Source organism: Ruegeria sp. S263 (assembly GCF_056780525.1).
Genome location: NZ_CM165558.1, coordinates 3,254,059 through 3,271,811, shown reverse-complemented (window position 1 = coordinate 3,271,811; position 17,753 = coordinate 3,254,059). Strand labels below are relative to the sequence as shown.

The window sequence follows — 17,753 nt, the reverse complement described above, 5'->3', positions numbered from 1 at the left end:
TCTCTTCCCCAGTTGAAGAACTGAAAGAAATTTCCGTTCATCAAGATATTCTAACCGATCACATCGCACCGCGAATTGCGTGCTACCCCCTGACAGGTTATGAAAAAGAGTATCAATACCCTGCTATATTCGCGCCCGTCGTCGGATAACTCTGCTTGAGGGTAAGCAGAATTGATTTCATCGAGGAGATGCAGCAATGACCACTCACATGCCCACGCTGGTTTCACTGCGCGCTTTTGAGGCGGTGGCGCGTCACAAGAGTTTCCGAAAGGCCGCTGACGAGATTTGTGTGACGCATGCGGCAGTCAGCCACCAGGTCAAAGCATTAGAAACAACAATCGGTGTTAAACTACTGGAACGCACAAGCCGTTCGGTCGAGCTAACACCGGCTGGCGAGCAATATTACCCGCCAATACGCGAACACATTCAGGGAATCATCAAAGCCACTCGGCGCATCCAGACACCTGAGGAACCGGACGTGTTGCTCGTTCAGTCCTACGCAAGTTTCAATACAATGTGGTTACAGCCCAGATTGGCTGAATTTCTTCAGGATAATCCGGACACACGCGTGCGCATCGTCTCGACCTTTGAAGACGGTGATTATGATATGCACCGGTTCGATGTGGGCGTGTTCAACGCGCCACCGTTTGATAAGAGATTTGACTACAGCCCCTTGTTCGAAACCGATATCTACCCGGTATGTGCTCCGGAGGCCTTGAAAACCGCAAGCGGTGGAATGCCGCTGGAAGAGCTCAGAAATTTCCTTCTGCTTAGTGTCCCAAGCACATGGAATGAGCCGGATGACTGGGACTGTTGGTTGGATGCGGCGGGCTTAGATCGCGAAACGATGAAATTTGGCTCTGTTTTCGACAATTACCCGCTTGTCCGTGAGGCTGTTCTAAATAATCACGGTATCAGCGTCGCAAGGGCACCGTTTTGCGAGCGTGATCTTGAGCGGGGGCGTCTGGTTAGACCCTTCGACATTTCAGTACCCGAGCCAGGCCGCTGGTATCTGGCGACGCAAAAAGAGCGTGCACCCAACCCCAAGCTCGATACATTTATCGACTGGCTGTTCGAACAGATCGAAGCCGACCCAACCATGCGGCTATTTCGGGCCTGATCTGTTGAATTCCAGCTCTGCCGTCAGCGCGCTTCAGGACTGACGGGCACCGGCCTCGGATGCGACGCGAGGGACAAGAGCGCGAACCAGTTCAGTCATATCCAGTGAGCCGACTGTCTTCTCCCCATCCTTGACAACATAGGCGTGTGACGTATCCCCGCCGGACCGCGCGATCATGCTTTCGAGCGTGTCGTTCACGTCCACTTCGCCATGGGCATCTTTTGGCACTTTGCCACCGACAAGCGGGGTCATAATCGAGCGCACCCGCAGAACCCGTGCGCGGTTGATGTCGCTCACGAAATCTTCGATATAGGGATCGTTGGGGTTCAGCAGGATATGCTGCGGCTCACCCTGCTGCACGACAAAGCCGTCCTTTAGGATCACAAGGTGATCGGCCAGCTTCAACGCCTCATCTAGATCGTGAGTGATGAAGATGATGGTCTTGTGCAGCTCTTTTTGCAGCTCGAGCAGCAGGTCCTGCATGTCGGTTCGGATCAGTGGGTCAAGAGCCGAGAAAGCCTCGTCCATCAGCATGATCGGTGTGTTCGCGGTCAGCGCCCGGGCAATGCCCACACGCTGTTGCATCCCACCGGACAATTGCGCTGGATAATGGTTCTCGAACCCGCTAAGACCCACGCGTTCCAGCCATTTTGCGGCTTCACGGTCGCAAGTCGTCTCGTCCTCGCCGCGCACCGAGAGCGGCATGCCTGCGTTCTTCAGCACGGTTTTGTGCGGCAAAAGCGCGAACTTCTGGAACACCATCGACATCTTTTCCTGTCGAGCATGGCGCAACCCGTCCTCGGACAGTTGCATCACGTCCTCACCCTGCACGATGATCTCGCCCGCAGTGGGTTCGATCAAGCGGTTCAAGTGGCGGATCAGAGTAGATTTCCCAGAGCCGGACAGGCCCATGACCACTGTGATTTCCCCCGCCTGCATATCGATGTTGATGTTGTTGAGCCCCAACACGTGCCCGTGCTGCGCCAGCAATTCTTCCTTGCCCATGCCATCCTGGACATGGTGCAACACGTCCTTGTCGCGGGCGCCAAAGATTTTATAGAGCCCGGACAGGCGGACCATTGGCTGTGTCATTGAACCGGCTCCTTAATGTTTGACTTGGGTCTTATCGACCCGTGTGAGAGCTGCCTTTGACACGCGGTCAAGGATCACGGCCAGCAGAACAATGCCGATACCCGCAACGATGCCCACACCCAGTTCAAGGTTTCGGATACCGCGCAACACGTTCACGCCAAGGCCAGGGGCCGAAACAAGAGAGGCGATCACGACCATGGCAAGGCTCATCATGATGGTCTGGTTGATCCCGGCCATGATGTTCGGCAACGCCAGCGGCAATTGTACTCGCATCAGTTTCTGGCGGTCATTCATGCCAAAGGCATTGGCCGCTTCGATCACATCCCTGTCGACAAGCCGGATGCCCAGATCGGTCAGGCGGATCACCGGGACAATCGCGTAAAGGATGATCGCAATCCCGTACAGTTTGGATTCCGTGACCGAGAACAAGAAAATCAGAGGGATCAGGTACACGAATGTCGGCAGGGTCTGCAGCAGGTCGAGCAACGGAACGACGCCTTTTTGCAGTCGGTCGGATTTCGACATGGCAATTCCAATGGGCACACCGAACAGCACCGAAATCGTCGTACACACAAAGACGATCGACAGGGTTTGCATCGCCACATCGTAGTGGTCTACGAGGGCCAGCATCATAATCGAGGCGGCCACGAAGATCGTCACAGGGCGCGAACGTGACGCGTACCAGGAAATCGCCACCAGAAGCGGGACCATGATGAACCATGGCGTCGCTTCAAACAGCCAAAGTGCGCCATCCAATATCCAGCTCAATGGCTGTGTGATCGGGTCCAGAACGGTTTTCAGGACCGGTTTGGCTGCCAGAAACCCTTCTTCGATCCCGTTGGTTACATCGCGCGACTGCCATATGCGGTTGCAGCTTTCGTGCAGATTATCAAATGAGGGAATTGGAATGAACGGCCCAGAGGCCTCTTCTCCTCCTGCTTGCGCCGCAAGGTCCGCCAGCGAAAGAGGCGCTTTGTCATCTGACGTGCCACACCATTCGCTCAAACCCAATGCGCTGAACAACTTGTCATAGAAGGCCATTTATCCCACTTTCCGATCTACTTCAGTGCGTTAGGGGCATCGCTGAGGATGCCCCTGTCCATGCAGTTTACTGCAGCAATGCGGAAAGTTTGTCGCGCGCAGCATCGTTAAGCCACGCTCCCCAGACATCCTTGTAGGTCGTCAGAAAGTGCACCGCACCTTCATCGTAGGAGGCATTGTTGTCCTCGACCCATGCCAGCGTTTCGCCCATCTGTGCGTTGGTGAAGGACAGATTTGTCATCAGGTCAGACACTGCTGCGTTTTCGGCCATGAATTCTTTCGACAGAACTGTAACGACTTCACTGCGGGGGAAGGCGCTCATTTCTGGCGTCGCGCATTCCGCTGTGATGTTGCAGGCGTGCTTTTCAGGGTCATGGGGGCCCATATCGACCAGGGTCATCGGGTATTTGCCCAGTACCGATGTCGGTGCCCAATAAAAGCCGAACCACGGCTCTTTGTTTTCGTAGGCGGCAGCGATCGAAGCCGCAAGGGTTTCGCCTGATCCATGCACGAAGTTTTCAATGCCTGCATCAATCAGCCCGCCTGCCTTCATCAGGTTGGTGCTGACATTCAGACAGGTCCATCCCTCGGGGCAATTGTGAAAGCGATTTCCGACGAGTTCGGGGTTGGCTGCGATGCCTTCAATTGTTGCCAGTTCCGGATGCTCCTCCACAAGGTAGTTCGGAACAAAGAACCCTTCGACACCGCCATCTGACAGAACTTCGGTCACAGGAATGATTGCACCTGAGTCAACCAGCCCTTGGTAAGCCGGCGCGCCGTTTGTCCAGATTTCAGTCAGAATATCGGGCTCTCCTGTCTCGGAAACGGATGCCAGCGCAGGGTTGCTCGAGAGCGGAACCGTGGTCACTTCGCAACCATAGCCTTGCTCCATCAGAAACTTCGAGACCGCGGTCACAATTTGCGCTGACCCCCAATCGGCCTGCATCAGTGATACTTCACCGCATTCGTTTGCCTGGGCCGCCGAAGCGGTGATTGCCGCAGCAAATACGCACCCGAGACCCGCTGAAATCTTGAACATTTCTTTCCTCCTTGTCATCGGCGAAACAGGGGCAGAGAAACGCTCCAAGCCAAAATTCGCCTTGTTTGTAGCGATGATTTGTACAGACAGGCCTAATAGCAAAAAACTGAAAAGAATTTTATATCATGTACAATTGTTTACAGGTGGAGAGTTGAAGCCAGGCTCGAATTTAGTGACCTTCGTTCCAACGAAAGCTTCTTAGATGTAAATCCATAGGTGGCTTATGCGTGTGTATAATTGCCTCTTCTCAAGAGTCGGCAGGAGGAGTGATCAAACCCGGGGACGTCCGTTCTGTGCTCATCACGCCCATTCGAACTAGCTGCAGCATCGGTAGATTTGGGCTCATAGCCGTATATGCTGCTATTGGAAGGAATGCCCGGTTTGAGCAGTCTTCTGCACTTTGCAAAGTCCGCTTTTCTGTGCATTGCTGTCATTGGGACATCGCGCAGCATCGGTCAAAATGGGCTCGAAGCGGGCATTCGAGCATTCTTCAAAGATGGCGGCTTTGTCGCGTTAAGCAGCCATTGATAAACTTAGCGGTCGTCGGCTCCAGTAATTTTGGTCGCCATTGTTACGAGCCATTTTCTTTAAAGTTTGCTATGGCTGAAGACAGCAATCGGCTTGCTTCATAGAGTTCTCGCCGTGCGGACATTAATTTAGGGGGAAGCGCACCAATCTGCTCCGAATGCCGAATGGCGACTGCCAGTCTCGCTTCAGCATCTCGAGCGGCTTTCAGCGAGGCCGTAACTGCCGCAAAGTCAGACATGGATTTGTCCGTTCCATTCGTTCGCCTGGTATTCAAGCTTGCGAGACATAACACTAATCTGACGCCATATCCAACTTCGGTTAGTCATGCTTGTCAGTCTCACGTAAGCGGCCCCATTTCGGCACTAGAGATTTGTTCACAGCCTGTGGCCCGCTGTGGGTTCGTTGCAGCTTCTCAACCTGAGCACGAAGCACAGAAAGTTCCTCTATGCTTTTCAACTGCACGTGTCGTCCCAGAGCTTCCTGCAACCATTTGGAATCCTGCAAGCTGATTTCACCTTGAGAAACTGCCATGGCGATGCGTTCTGAACTAACGACGATGTCTTCGATGGTTTCAAAGCTGATGTCTTCAGTCAGTTGCACATAGTCGGATCGTCCTGGCGGTCGAACCCTGTCGATGAGCCATTGCGCGATGGTGGGATTACCATCTTCCAGTTCGTCAGAAATAACTTCGGTGGCGCGTCCAAGCATTTGTTCAAGACGTTCGCCTGCCAATTTAGATGCCCGCGCCTGAATGCCCTTCGACCCTCGTGGTCGACCGGGCGACTTTGGCGGTTTGTGCCCTGGCAGGAACTTCCCGTCTGGACCGCGTTTGGGCTTTGGCTCGTCGTGAGTCATTGAACCGTAATTACCGTCATTTTTACGTCAATAATGCTGACATAATAACTTAACTTTACGTTCTTGTCATCTGCCCTGGGATTTGACCCGTGGGTTACGGAGTTCAGGAGCGAGGCGGGCCGCTGCTTCGAGTGAGAAACCAAATCGGCTGTTGCATTCCCGCAAAGAAATCGTGACGTGAGGATTCCTCCAAGGCCATCTGGTATCAGATGCTCAACGCTCAATTCCTTAGTTACAAGACATGCAATACACCTTGGATGCTCCCACTCAAGTCTCAATTCTCGTTTCTCAAATTTGGACGTGCGCTGTTCGATTTGCATCGTAACTCTCGCTTCCTCAACGAGATAACGAATTCGGAAGCAAGTCAGATCACCAACAGCGGCTATGAGGAACCTTGAATACCATTCATACGCGGAATATATGGGGCTCTGGCCCCGGTCGCCTATGAAAGCCCCTTTGTTTTAAGGCATTTCATGCGAGATTTTGGTAGCGGAGGAGGGACTTGAACCCCCGACACGCGGATTATGATTCCGCTGCTCTAACCAACTGAGCTACTCCGCCACGAGTGAAAGGCGATTTAAGGGAGGGGCCCGAGGGGGTCAAGAGGGAAATGACCCCCAAACCGGGATTCTTTTTGGCGGTGCTTCATCCTGTCTTGTCGGCGGCCTCGCCTTCGGCGTTTGCGGCCACCACAATGCGGCGGATAAAAGCAACGCAGGTTTCTGGGGCCGTAATTGGTATCATGTGACCCAGCCCCTCAAGTCGTTCGTCTGTCAGGCCAAACTGCGTCATGGGGGCGGCATGCGCCTCTGGCGACAGGATGGCGTCTTCTTGGCCGTACAGGATGCCGCCGGGGACTTTCAGATCCGGGTAACGCGCAACCTGCGTGTCCATGCTGTCGTCAATGCCCGCAACATCCTGTGACGCAGTAACGAAAGCCGTCGGGCGCAGACCCAAGGCACCACCCGCGCGATCCAGAAAATCTTCGGGCGCGGGCTCGGGGCCGAACACGATGCCCAGAGTATGAGGGGCGGTTTTTGCGGCCATTGGCACCGCGATCGTATTACCGATGAAGCTGCGCAGCCAATCCGTTCGGATCGCCAACGGTTTGAAGACGTCAGGCGGCCCCGGCATGACTTGCGTCAACGGAGCCAGCAGCGCCAGCGCCTTTGTCTTGCTAGGATTGTCTAGTGCCATGGCCAGTGAGACCGCTCCGCCCAGTGAATGTCCGACCAAGACGGCATTTTCCACGCCCTTGGCATCCAGCAACTCTTGTATCATCCGGCCCTGTTGGTGCAGTTGACCAAGATCGCCCGTGTCGCGTGTCGAATATCCGCAGCCGGGGCGGTCGACCGCAATGACATGGTAATCATCGGCCATCATGTCGACCATCGCATAGGTGAAATGCTGCAACTGCCCGGCAAGACCATGGATCATCACGATGGTCTGTTTTGCAGGATCGCCCGCCTCGACATAGTGAATACTGCCGCCTTGCACCGGTGCGATCTGACCCAGTTGCGGAACTCGCTTCAAACCATCCTGTGTCAGCTTTCGGGTCCAGAGATTCATGGCTCCGAAAAATGCCGCGATCAAAAGAACGATAATGAATAGGGTGGTCATCTCAATGCTCTCCACTTTGGGTCGGGACGACCGAGTATTGCTCGATCCCGGACCGCGCCATGCGCTTTTCATATTCTGATACGGTGCCGGGCCAGAGGGTTGTGTTGCGGCCCTTGGCATCCTGATACCAGGATGTGCACCCTCCGGCTTGCCAGACACTGTCTACGTGCCGGTCCTGCATTTCCTGCAGGAAAGAAGCCTGCTTTTCAGCATCCGGCGTGATGGTCTGGGTGCCATTGCTATTCATTTTGTCCAAGACACGCCCGATATGGCGCACTTGCGCCTCGATCATCAAAACGACCGAGTTATGACCCAGCCCGGTATGGGGCCCCAGCAGGATAAAGAAATTCGGAAATCCGGCGATAGCTGTGCCCAGATTGGCTTTCATCCCGTCAGACCACGCGTCCCGCAAGCTCAGGCCATTTGTTCCATTGATATTCAGAAATTCGACCGTTTCCGTGACATTGAACCCGGTGCCCCAGATCAGGATATCGGCCTTGGTACGCGTGCCGTCAGAGGCGATGATCTGATCGCCTTCGATTGCGGCCACACCCTGCGGCACGACCGTTACGTTGTCGCGTGCAAGGGCAGAGTACCAGTCGTTAGAACTGAGGATACGTTTACAGCCGATCTGATAGTCGGGCGTCAGCATGTCGCGCTGGGCTGGGTCCGAGATCGCTTTTTCCAGCGAATTGCGCCACATCTTCATAGCAAAGTTGACGGCCCCCTTTTCGCCGCGAAAGACTCGGTGGCGGTATTCGAAAACCAGATAGATCAGTTTGCGGCGAAGCCTAGGCAGTATGGGCAGGCGTTGATACAGGCGGCGCACCCACGGCGCGATCGGTCCATCGGGGCGGGGCAGTACATAAGGCGCGGTGCGTTGAAAGATCGTGACTTGGGCTGCCATCTTCGCGATCTCAGGGACGAACTGGACAGCCGAAGCGCCTGTTCCTACGACCGCGATACGTTTGCCTGTAAGGGAAACATTGTGGTTCCACTGGGCCGAATGAAAGCTGGGGCCGGGAAAGCTGTCTGCGCCGGGAATGTTTGGAATACTGGGAATATGCAGGGCGCCTATGGCGGAAACAAGAAACCGGGCCGACCAGAGCTGACCCTCGTGGGTTTCGACCTGCCAGCGCGCTCCGTCCCACCGCGCCGCCTTCAGGCGATGGTGAAAATGGCACAGGTCGTACAGCCCTTCGTCCTGTGCGACTTTTTGTAGATACGCCTGTATCTCGGCCCCGCCCGCATAGGCGCGGCTCCAGTCAGGGTTCAGATGCGTGGCCATGGAATACAGGTGCGAAGGCACATCGCAGGCCACGCCGGGATAGGTGTTCTCGCGCCAGGTCCCGCCGATATCGTCTGCCTTTTCAAGGATTGCGATTTTGGTGATCCCTCGCTTTCGCGCCTCGACCGCCATGATCAGACCCGAGAACCCCGCGCCAACGATCAGCATATCCGTTTCATGTTCCATGCGTCCGCCCCTCCCAAAGCGACCGTGGTGGTGCGATCAGGATATAAACTGCGCAGGCTCGTGGATAGGGTCCCGTAGGGTCAGGTGCTAATCCACGTGCTTTCTTTCACCATCGGTGCAGGAAGGGCAACTGACGCAGTTCTTACTCCCGGTCGAGCAGGCTTAGTGCCACGCTAATCCAAAAAGTCCAACCGATGCACACGCCCATAAGCAGCCAGTCGCGCGTTCAAGGCGTCTGCCTCGGCTGCGCCGGATTCCAGTGCAAAGACAAAGGCGTGGGTCAAATAGAAACAGGCCGCGTCGATGTCCTGCGCGGCCTCACACTCGTCAGCGGCCATGGTGTAATAGCGGATCAAGGCGTCAAGATCATTGTGATCATGCGCCTCAAGCAACAGACGATCCAAGTCGGTCTTGTCCATTGGGTCTCCGTCGGGATCGGTCGGCGCAGGCCAACCGGTTCGTGGCTCTATTCCGCGCGACCGTTTTCGATCTGTGTTGCGACCCAGTGATGGAAGTTATGCGTCGGCCCGTCCATCGCGGGCGAGAAGCGGCCGCCGTCGAACAGAACACCGTGGCGGCCTTTCTGCATGCCTTCGACAACAAAGACGTCTTCTTCGAATACGGTCTTCCAGAGTTGCGCGTTTGAGGCGCGCAGGCCGTCATGTTGGGGTGTGTCTTCTATGCTTTTGGCATAGTACAGTTCGATATGCTCGACCGTGTTTTCCTGATCGACGGGTTCCAGCACGATTGCAAAGGCATGGTCGCGCTGCACGCCCAGCAGGACATTCGGATAGAGCGCCACATACTCCGCGCCCTCATCCCATTGGTCGCTGAGGCCTTCAAAGTCCTCGAAGGTTGCGCCGTCCTGATCGGTCAGTTGCCGATAGACCAGCGTGCCCTGACCGGAATAGTGCCCGCGTTCTTCGATATTGTAGTGATCCTCAAGCCGGGAATAGCTGTTCAGGCCGGGGTGGACCCACGGCAGGTGATAGCTTTCGCAATAGTTCTCGACCGCCAGTTTCCAGTTGGTCTTGACCTCCAGCTTGAACGAGGATGTCTCGCCGCCGTGATACACGGGCTGGTCAAATTCCTTCCAACGCTCCAGCAGAGCGGCATGGGCGTCCTCGAAGGCAGGGGCATTGCCGTCCACGTTCACAAAGATCACATCGCGCCAGACATAAGATCGCACGCGGACCAGGCCCAGCTTCTTGCGGTCAACATCTTCGTGGGTGTTGTGGCCGGGGCCGCCCACATGTGGGGTCGCGCGCAATTCCCCTTTCAGGCTGTAACACCAGCTATGGTAGGGGCAGCGGATCGCGCCGCCGATTTTGCGGGGGGTATCGACCAGAATCATGCCACGGTGGCGGCAGGTGTTCTGGAAAACGCCAACCTCTCCGTCGCGGTCGCGCACGATCAGCAGGGGCATTCCCAGAAAGTCGACCGGCTTGGCGTCGCCTTCTTCGGGCACATCCTTGCCGAACCCGATCCCGGCCCAGTTCGCATACAGGACCGATTTCCGTTCTTCGGCGAAAACGGTCGGGTCGACATAATGTTCGTTAGGCAGGCCGTTGGCGACATTTACATCGGCCAGAACGGAGGATAGCGGGCTATGCTTGTTCATCGGGCTCTCCTGAAGGTGTGCTGGATGCGCTTTATCTGTATTGGCGGAAGGGAAGGGCACCACACAACATCAGAAAACCTCATCAAAGAGTGATTTCACCTAAACCGAACCGTTCTGAACCTCTTGAATGATCCAGTTCTTCAGGGCGCGCGCGCTGTCAGACAGATCTTCATCGGGGCGACCGACAAGGTAGAACTGGTTTGGCGCGGTCAGTTGATGCGGGCCGATGGTGACCAATTTGCCGGATTGCAGCATCGGCTGGATAAGCCGCTGCCACCCCAGCGCCAACCCAGCCCCCTTGCGGGCTAGCTGCAAGGCAACCGAATAGCTGTTTACGCGGGATTCAATTGGAATTGTGCCGCTATACCCCAATTGCTGAAACCATTCTGGCCAGGTTGTCCAGCTACGGTCTTCGGACTCAAGGTGAATCAACCGCTCGGCTGCAAGTTGATCCAATCTGGCGCCGATCAGTCTGTCGGCGACCTCGGGGCTGGCGACCGGCACCAAATGATCGCGGAACAAAGGCGTATTTGTAAGGCTGGGATCACAGTCACGGCCATAGCGGATAAAGAAGTCAACATCCGGCCTGTCGCGAAAGGCGCGGTCTTGAGACAATTGATCAACGTTGACCTCGGGCATGTCGCGCCAGAACCGGATGACAGCCGGGGACAGCCACAGGGCGGCAACGGCCGTGGTCGATCCCACCGTGACCTTTTCGACCGAAGCGCGATTCCGGATTGCGCCCAGAGTTTTCGAGATACAAGTGAAAGAGGACGACAGTGCCTCGTACAAGGCTTTCCCATCTTCGGTCAGATCAACGCCCCGGTGTTTTCGTTGGAAAAGGGCTGTGCCCAGATCGCCCTCAAGCGCCTTGATCTGGTGGCTGACCGCGCCGGGGGTGACCGAAAGTTCCTCGGCCGCGTTCTTAAAGCTCAGGTGCCGCGCTGCGGCCTCGAACGCGGATAAGGTGGTTAACGGCGGGAGGTTATAGTGGCGTCTGGACATGATGGGCGGCAATCATCGGCGGGTTTTGGATTACTTTCATTCACCTCAGTATTGGCAATTCGACGGGTGAAAGCCAGTCAGCATTTAAGAGTTTAGCGGATCGCTTTCTTGTCAATGTCGCTTCTTGCAAACAGATATCGCAATCAGTGACGTACGTGGCCTGCGAATCCTCCAGTCTGGGGTCAAGATCGGAGGATTGCCCCATGAACATTCGCACCGCCAACCGCGCAGGAGGCCGTTCCGCCCGCCGCGCCCTGCGCACCGCGCCCAATTTCGACATGCTGCCCGGTCTGACCCGTGGCATCCCCTTGTGTGAGGTGATGGACGGCGCGCAGGTTGAACGCATCGACAACGCCTCAATGGATATTCTCGAGAATGTGGGTGTCCAGTTTCGCGATCCCATCGCGTTGGAGGATTGGAAGAGGGTTGGCGCCAAGGTCGAGGGTGAGATGGTCTATCTGGATCGCGGGTTGATGCGCGATCTGATCGCCACCATCCCCAACGATTTCACCTATCACGCGCGCGATCCGAAAAAGAATGTGCGGCTGGGCGGGCCGCATTCGATCTTTGTGCCGATGACCGGCGCGCCCTTCCTGCGCGACCTTGAGGATGTGCGCCGCAACCCGACGCTGGACGATCTGGCGATGTTCCACAAGCTGTCCCACATGCTGCCCGCGCTGCATTCCAGCGCCCATCACATCGTGGAACCCTATGATCACCCGATCAGCCAGCGCCATCTGCGGATCACCTATTCGTCGATGAAACATTCAGACAAGACCTTCATGGGCATGACCACCAGCCCCAAAAACGCCGAGGACGTGATGGAGATGTGCGCCATTCTGTTCGGCGAGGATTACCTAGAGGATCACCCGGTCACCACCGGCAATTGTAACGGCAACTCGCCCTTGGTATGGGACGAAACCATGCTGGGGGCCTTGCGCGCTTTTTGCCGCCGCAAGCAACCGGTGCTGTGTTCGCCCTTCGTACTAGGTGGGGCGAATACACCGGCATCCGTTCCAGCTACCGTGGCGCAGTTGAACGCCGAAGCGCTAAGCGCACTGGCCTATACGCAGATCATCCGCAAGGGTGCGCCCGCGATCTACGGGCATTACTTGTCGACCGTCTCGATGAAGTCCGGTGCGCCGATGGCAGGCACGCCCGAGATCAGCCTGATGAACTTCATGATCGGCCAAATGGCGCGGTACTACGGCGTGCCGTGGCGTACCTCGAACACTTTGGGCGGTGCCAAGACCTTTGACGCGCAGGCCGGATATGAATCCGCCACCACGTTGCAGGCGGTGGTCCATGCAGGTGCCAACTATATATGGCACAGCGCGGGCTGGAATGAGGCCGGGATGCACTGTTCCGTCGCCAAGTTCATCGTCGATGCGGAACAATGCGCGATGGCCTATCGCATGGCCGAAGGGCTGAAATGGGATGATTTCGATCAAGCCTTGGCCGCTGTTCCCGATGTCGGTCCCGGCGGACACTACCTGGGCCATCCGCATACGCAGGACAATTTCCAAAGCGCCTTTTTCATGCCTGAGATGTTCGACAACAACTCGATCGAGCAATGGCAGGCCGAAGGCAGCATCGAGATCACAGAACGCGCCCTGACCCGGGCCAAAACCCTGCTGGCCGAATACCAGGAACCAAAGCTGGACGAGGCCAAGAACGAAGCGCTGCTGGATTATATCGCCCGACGGGAACGGGAAATCCCGGCGGCGGATGAGTTGAACCAAAGCTATTGAAAAGCGGTGGGTCCGTTCATTCGTCGCGGGCCCGCCATTCCTTCCATCGTAATACTGCATTCGCACCAAGCTCGCGAAAGGGCTGCGGGGGCAAGCGTTTGGGTGGGTGTTCTGCTTCGAAGTGCCGGGTGATGTCCGAGTTGTACCCGCAGGCGCGCTCGGCCGCTGCGATGCCTGTCAGCGTTCCGCGTGCGGTGCCCAGCCCGTTCTGGACGCAGCCGGAAAAGACATCCGGTTCGATCTGCCGCGCGACGGACACTCCGTTAAGGCTCAGGCACAGATGGCCCGCCCATTGGTACTGCATTGGCAGGCCTGCCAACTGTGGAAAACGCTGATCAAACTTGCGCTGCATGACCCGCGAGGCGCGTTCAAGATCGCGAGGCGTGGCGGCCATTCCGGGACGCAGCGCGGCGCAGGTCCGGGTAATGATACGATTGCCGCCCTGACCGGTATCTATCCGACGCATGGTCGTGCCCATCGGGTCAGACGGGGTCACACCCCAGCGCGGCTGACCGCCGATAAGGGCCATTAGATCCACGTCCAGCTCGGGTGTCATTGCAGCAAAGAGGAACAGTTGCATCAGTCGGTCGGTCTCGATCCCGAAGCTTTCCAGATGACCGTTTACGGTAAGGATAACCGCACCCGTGCTGACCGCGCCACGCGCCGTTCCTACCTGCCACGCGCCGCCTTGTTTCTGAAACCCAGTGACGGCTGAGTTCTCGAACACCGCGACCCCATCCCCGACCAGCCCAGCCGCCAAACCGCGCACATAGCCCGCCGGTTGCAGCATCACCGTCCCCGGTGTGAAAAGACCCGAGCGATAGTGGCGCGAGCCGGTCAACTCATACATTTGCTGTGGGTCCAGCATTTCACTGGTCTCGCCCAGACTGGCCAGATGCCGTGCGTAGCTTTTGTTATGCACGTGCCCTGCTGCGCTGGCGGCGCCGTTCACTTTGCCCGCCGCATCGAAATAGTTCGGGTCGATCCGGTATTGCTCGACGGCTTCACGCGCGAACGCAATAGCGCGGCGGTTCAATGCGATCATGGCCCTGTCATCGCCCGCGCCCGCATAATCGTCGGACGCCAGATCATGCGGCAGGTCGATCATAAAGCCTGAGTTCCGCCCCGCCGCGCCTTCGGCCACGCGCCCGGCCTCCAGCACTACGATCTTGGCACTGGGCTGCAGTTGCGTCAGACGCCGGGCTGCGGACAAGCCAGCAAATCCTGCGCCTATGATCGTGAAGTCAGCATTGATTTCGGCCTTCAGCTCGCGGGCCGAGGGCTGCGCCCCCAAAAGAACGCTCCACGCCGCAGGCCCACGGTGGAGGGGCAGGGTGCGGGCGGTGTAGCTGCTCAATCCACCGCCTCATCCGCGTCATCGGCCAGATCAATCCAGATGGTTTTCAGCTGGGTGTATTGATCATGGGCGTGAACCGAGTTGTCGCGCCCGCCAAAGCCTGATTGCTTGTAGCCGCCGAAGGGCGTGGTGATGTCGCCCTCGCCAAAGCTGTTCACCGTGACCGTACCGGCCCGGATCGCCCGAGCGCCGCGAATGGCGCGTTTGACACTGGCCGTAAAGATCGAAGCACATAGGCCATACTCAGTGTCATTGGCAATCTTGATGGCCTCGTCAAAGCCCGAGACTTCGATCACCGACAGCACGGGGCCGAAGATTTCCTCGCGCGCCAAAACTGCGTCATTGCCGGGCACCTCAACGACCGTGGCCTCGACAAACCCGTCCTTTGCGGTGCCGCCGATCACGACATTATCGGCCTGTTCCAGATAGCCGCAGACCTTGGTGAAGTGCCCCTCGCTGACCAGCGCACCCATACGCGTTTCCGGGTTCAGAGGGTCGCCGATATTCCATTGTTTCGCGTGATGGGCGATGCGTTCCAGCAGCTCAGTCTTCACGTCCTTATGCACGATCAACCGGGACGAGGCCGAGCAATTCTCTCCCATATTCCAGAACGCGCCGTTGACGATATGCGCGGCCACGCGGTCCAGATTTTCGGCATCTTCCATCACGATGGCGGGGTTCTTGCCGCCCATCTCAAGCACTACCTCTTTGGCGTTGCTTTCCGCCGAATAGGTCAGGAACCGCTTGCCGGTGACGGTTGAGCCGGTGAAGGACACCATGTCGATATCCATATGTCGCCCGATGGGCTCGCCCACCTCGGCCCCGCCACCCGGAACAATGTTCAGCACGCCGCGCGGCAGACCGGCCTCCATCGCCAGTTCGGCCAGACGCAGGGCGGTCAGCGTGGTTTCGGCCGCCGGTTTCACGACCACGGTACAGCCTGCCGCCAAGGCTGGTCCGATCTTCCACGCCAGCATCAGCAGAGGGAAGTTCCACGGCAGCACTAGACCCACTACGCCAATCGGTTCACGAACCACCATAGCGATGTGATCGTCGCTGGCGGGTGAGACCTGATCATAAATCTTGTCGATCGCCTCGGCGTGCCATTTCAGGCAGTGGATCGCCTCAGGGATGTCGACGGTTTCGCAGTCATAGATGGTCTTGCCGCTGTCGATGCTCTCCATCACCGCCAGCTCGCGGGCGTTGCTCTTCATCAGTTTGCACAGGCGGATCAGCACATCCTTACGGTCCGAAGGATGCAATCGCGACCATCGGCCATCGTCAAACGCCTCGCGCGCTTTTTCGACGGCAAAATCTACGTCTGCGCCGCCGCAGGAAGCGATATCGGTCAGTTTCGCGTTGGTTGCAGGGTTCACCGTCTCAAACGTCTGGCCCGAGATCGCGGGGCGATAGCCGCCGTCAATGAAGGCCCCGGTGGGCAGGTCCAGCCTTGCGGCGATGGATGTGTATTCGTCCTGTGTCAGCAGTTCCATTGCCTTACCCCTCAGCCACAATGTCAGCGATTGTTTTCTTCAATACGCGTGTCACCTGTTGCAGCGCGCGCTTGTCATCCTTGTTCAACCCTTTCAGCGGGGGGCGCATCTCGCCCGCATTAATCCCGTTCATGGTTACGCCGTGCTTGATCGTCTGGATGAATTTGCCGCCCTGCTCCAAGACCCGCATCAGGGGCATCATCGCCGACATGATCCGGCGGCCCTTGGCAAAATCCCCCTCGGTCACGCAAGCCTGATACAGCGCCACATGCTCGGCAGGTAGAAAGTTTGATCCACCGCAAACCCAGAACGGAGCGCCCCAGGCAAAGAACTCCAACGCCTGATCGTCCATGCCACAGCCCAGTTGGATATGCGGGTAATCCCGCGCCAGCAGATGCACCCGGTTGATATCGCCCGAGCTTTCCTTGATGCCGCAGAAGTTTCGGCTGCGACCAACCCGGTCAAGAAACTCTTCTCCCATCATCGTGCCGGTGCGGTGCGGATAGTTATACAGCATCACGGGCAGGTCAGCGGCCTTGTCGACGGCCAGCGCGTTCAATGCGTTCTCGCGGTCGGTGGGCACCGCGTAGGGCGGGCTGGCCAGCAGGATTGCATCCGCGCCGATCTCGCGCGCGCCCGAGGCCAGAGCGATCGAATCCGCCGTCAGCATCGCGCCTGTGCCGATCACCAGGGGAAGACGGCCCTTCAACTGCTGATGCGTGAACCGCGCCAGCTCCAGCCGTTCTTCGACCGTCTGGGCATAGTTCTCACCCGTCGACCCGCCCGAGATCAACCCATGCACACCGTGGTCGATCAGGTACTCGATTACCTGCGCCAGAGCATCCCAATTCACGGACCCATCGGCGTGATAGGGCGTGATCACCGGGGTATAGATCCCCTCAAACTTGAAAATCGGGTTCATTGCATCCTCATGCAGGTTTCGACAGGGGCGCGCCCATGGGCACATCCAACGCGTCGGGCATCACGAACAGTTCGATCTGATCGCGTGACAGGTTCCAGTGGTCCTCGGCCAACTGTGCAGCCGCCGCCTCATCGCCCGCCTCGATGGCGGCGATGATGGCGTCGTGCTGGCGACTGGCTTCAGACAGGTTTTCGGTCATCTTGGTGGTTTGAGGGCGATAGAACGTCATCCCGATCCGGGCGTGATCTATCAGCAGGCGGTTGAACGAGGGCAACAGATAGACATTGCCCGACATCTCTCCGGTCACGTCGTGGAAACGGTTATTGGCCAGGGCGCGGTCTTCGGCGGACCCAGCGCGCAAGGCCGCCTTGAACGCCTGCTGCGCATCTTTCAGCGCGTCGATCTGTGCCCTTGTCGCGTTCTGCGCCGCTAGTCGCAGAATGGCCCCGTAAACCATCGGTGCGGCCAGAAAGAAGTCGCGCAGGGTGGTATATGACATCTCGGACACCCGCGCAGATCGGTTTGTGCGCAGATCCAGATATCCTTCACCTGCAAGTTGTCGGAACACCTCGCGCAGAGGCGTGCGGGACAGGCCGAACGCATCGGACAGATGCGCCTCGTCCAGATCAGTGCCGGGCTGCAAGCGCAGGGTTAGAATTCCGACCTTCAGATGTTCGGTCAGCTCCGCTTTGCGAGATTTGGCGTCGTCTTTCATCCGGTTTCCCCCAGTCAAACACGATTCGTGTTGGGTCTTCCCTTCTGTATTCGAAAAAAATACAAATTGTATACACAAAAGAATCGTGCAGCATGAAACACGCCCAACTAGACGGATCAC

16 protein-coding genes and 1 tRNA gene are annotated in these 17,753 nt (G+C 57.3%); 2 read left to right on the top strand and 15 right to left on the bottom strand.

Annotated elements, in window-relative coordinates; translation table 11 throughout:
• Positions 1–196 precede the first annotated feature (196 nt).
• Positions 197–1,120, top strand: a complete 924-nt coding sequence (locus tag ACT2B1_RS16155) for a LysR substrate-binding domain-containing protein (protein WP_298856016.1) — start codon at positions 197–199, stop codon at positions 1,118–1,120.
• A gap of 33 nt (positions 1,121–1,153) precedes the next feature.
• Here ACT2B1_RS16155 and ACT2B1_RS16150 read toward each other — a convergent pair whose 3' ends face one another.
• The 11 genes from ACT2B1_RS16150 to ACT2B1_RS16100 form a co-directional block, all read right to left on the bottom strand.
• Entirely contained in the window at positions 1,154–2,212 is a 1,059-nt protein-coding gene (locus tag ACT2B1_RS16150) for a quaternary amine ABC transporter ATP-binding protein (protein ID WP_298856018.1), read from the bottom strand.
• Positions 2,213–2,224: 12 nt separating this feature from the next.
• The gene (locus tag ACT2B1_RS16145; RefSeq protein WP_298856020.1) at positions 2,225–3,253 is read right to left on the bottom strand and encodes an ABC transporter permease; all 1,029 of its coding nucleotides are present in this window, start codon (positions 3,251–3,253) and stop codon (positions 2,225–2,227) included.
• Positions 3,254–3,320: 67 nt separating this feature from the next.
• Positions 3,321–4,292, bottom strand: coding sequence for an ABC transporter substrate-binding protein (locus ACT2B1_RS16140; RefSeq protein WP_058274113.1), 972 nt, complete (start codon positions 4,290–4,292; stop codon positions 3,321–3,323).
• Between the two features lie 571 nt (positions 4,293–4,863).
• Positions 4,864–5,058, bottom strand: coding sequence for a hypothetical protein (locus tag ACT2B1_RS16135; RefSeq protein WP_481668167.1), 195 nt, complete (start codon positions 5,056–5,058; stop codon positions 4,864–4,866).
• An 80-nt stretch (positions 5,059–5,138) separates the two neighbouring features.
• Positions 5,139–5,552, bottom strand: coding sequence for a hypothetical protein (locus tag ACT2B1_RS16130; RefSeq protein ID WP_481668166.1), 414 nt, complete (start codon positions 5,550–5,552; stop codon positions 5,139–5,141).
• Positions 5,553–6,159: 607 nt separating this feature from the next.
• Positions 6,160–6,236: transfer RNA gene (locus ACT2B1_RS16125), tRNA-Met, on the bottom strand.
• A gap of 84 nt (positions 6,237–6,320) precedes the next feature.
• Complete coding sequence (locus tag ACT2B1_RS16120) at positions 6,321–7,295, bottom strand: alpha/beta fold hydrolase (protein ID WP_171241462.1); 975 nt, start codon at positions 7,293–7,295, stop codon at positions 6,321–6,323.
• A gap of 1 nt (position 7,296) precedes the next feature.
• A complete protein-coding gene (locus ACT2B1_RS16115; RefSeq protein WP_171241461.1) occupies positions 7,297–8,769 on the bottom strand; it encodes a flavin-containing monooxygenase in 1,473 nt (490 codons plus the stop codon).
• A gap of 173 nt (positions 8,770–8,942) precedes the next feature.
• Positions 8,943–9,188, bottom strand: a complete 246-nt coding sequence (locus ACT2B1_RS16110; RefSeq protein WP_171241460.1) for a hypothetical protein — start codon at positions 9,186–9,188, stop codon at positions 8,943–8,945.
• A gap of 47 nt (positions 9,189–9,235) precedes the next feature.
• On the bottom strand, positions 9,236–10,390 hold the full coding sequence (locus ACT2B1_RS16105) for an aromatic ring-hydroxylating oxygenase subunit alpha (RefSeq protein ID WP_171241459.1): 1,155 nt from the start codon (positions 10,388–10,390) through the stop codon (positions 9,236–9,238).
• 99 nt (positions 10,391–10,489) lie between these two features.
• The gene (locus ACT2B1_RS16100) at positions 10,490–11,395 is read right to left on the bottom strand and encodes a LysR substrate-binding domain-containing protein (protein ID WP_481668165.1); all 906 of its coding nucleotides are present in this window, start codon (positions 11,393–11,395) and stop codon (positions 10,490–10,492) included.
• Between the two features lie 203 nt (positions 11,396–11,598).
• Here ACT2B1_RS16100 and ACT2B1_RS16095 point away from each other — a divergent pair, with 203 nt between their 5' ends.
• Positions 11,599–13,146 (top strand): trimethylamine methyltransferase family protein, encoded by a 1,548-nt coding sequence (locus ACT2B1_RS16095; protein ID WP_481668164.1) that lies wholly within the window; start codon positions 11,599–11,601, stop codon positions 13,144–13,146.
• A gap of 16 nt (positions 13,147–13,162) precedes the next feature.
• On the opposite strand, the gene ACT2B1_RS16090 is transcribed toward ACT2B1_RS16095, so the two are convergent.
• Genes ACT2B1_RS16090 through ACT2B1_RS16075 form a run of 4 tightly spaced genes read right to left on the bottom strand, consistent with a single transcriptional unit; the run spans position 13,163 to position 17,633 of the window.
• Positions 13,163–14,503 (bottom strand): NAD(P)/FAD-dependent oxidoreductase, encoded by a 1,341-nt coding sequence (locus ACT2B1_RS16090; protein ID WP_481668163.1) that lies wholly within the window; start codon positions 14,501–14,503, stop codon positions 13,163–13,165.
• Positions 14,500–15,996 carry an aldehyde dehydrogenase gene (locus ACT2B1_RS16085; protein ID WP_481668162.1) on the bottom strand — a complete coding sequence of 499 codons (1,497 nt, stop codon included), beginning with the start codon at positions 15,994–15,996 and terminating at the stop codon, positions 14,500–14,502. Before ACT2B1_RS16085 ends, ACT2B1_RS16090 begins: the two co-directional genes overlap by 4 nt.
• A 4-nt stretch (positions 15,997–16,000) precedes the next feature.
• Positions 16,001–16,918, bottom strand: coding sequence for a dihydrodipicolinate synthase family protein (locus ACT2B1_RS16080; protein WP_171241454.1), 918 nt, complete (start codon positions 16,916–16,918; stop codon positions 16,001–16,003).
• Between the two features lie 7 nt (positions 16,919–16,925).
• Complete coding sequence (locus tag ACT2B1_RS16075; protein WP_171241453.1) at positions 16,926–17,633, bottom strand: GntR family transcriptional regulator; 708 nt, start codon at positions 17,631–17,633, stop codon at positions 16,926–16,928.
• Positions 17,634–17,753 lie beyond the last annotated feature (120 nt).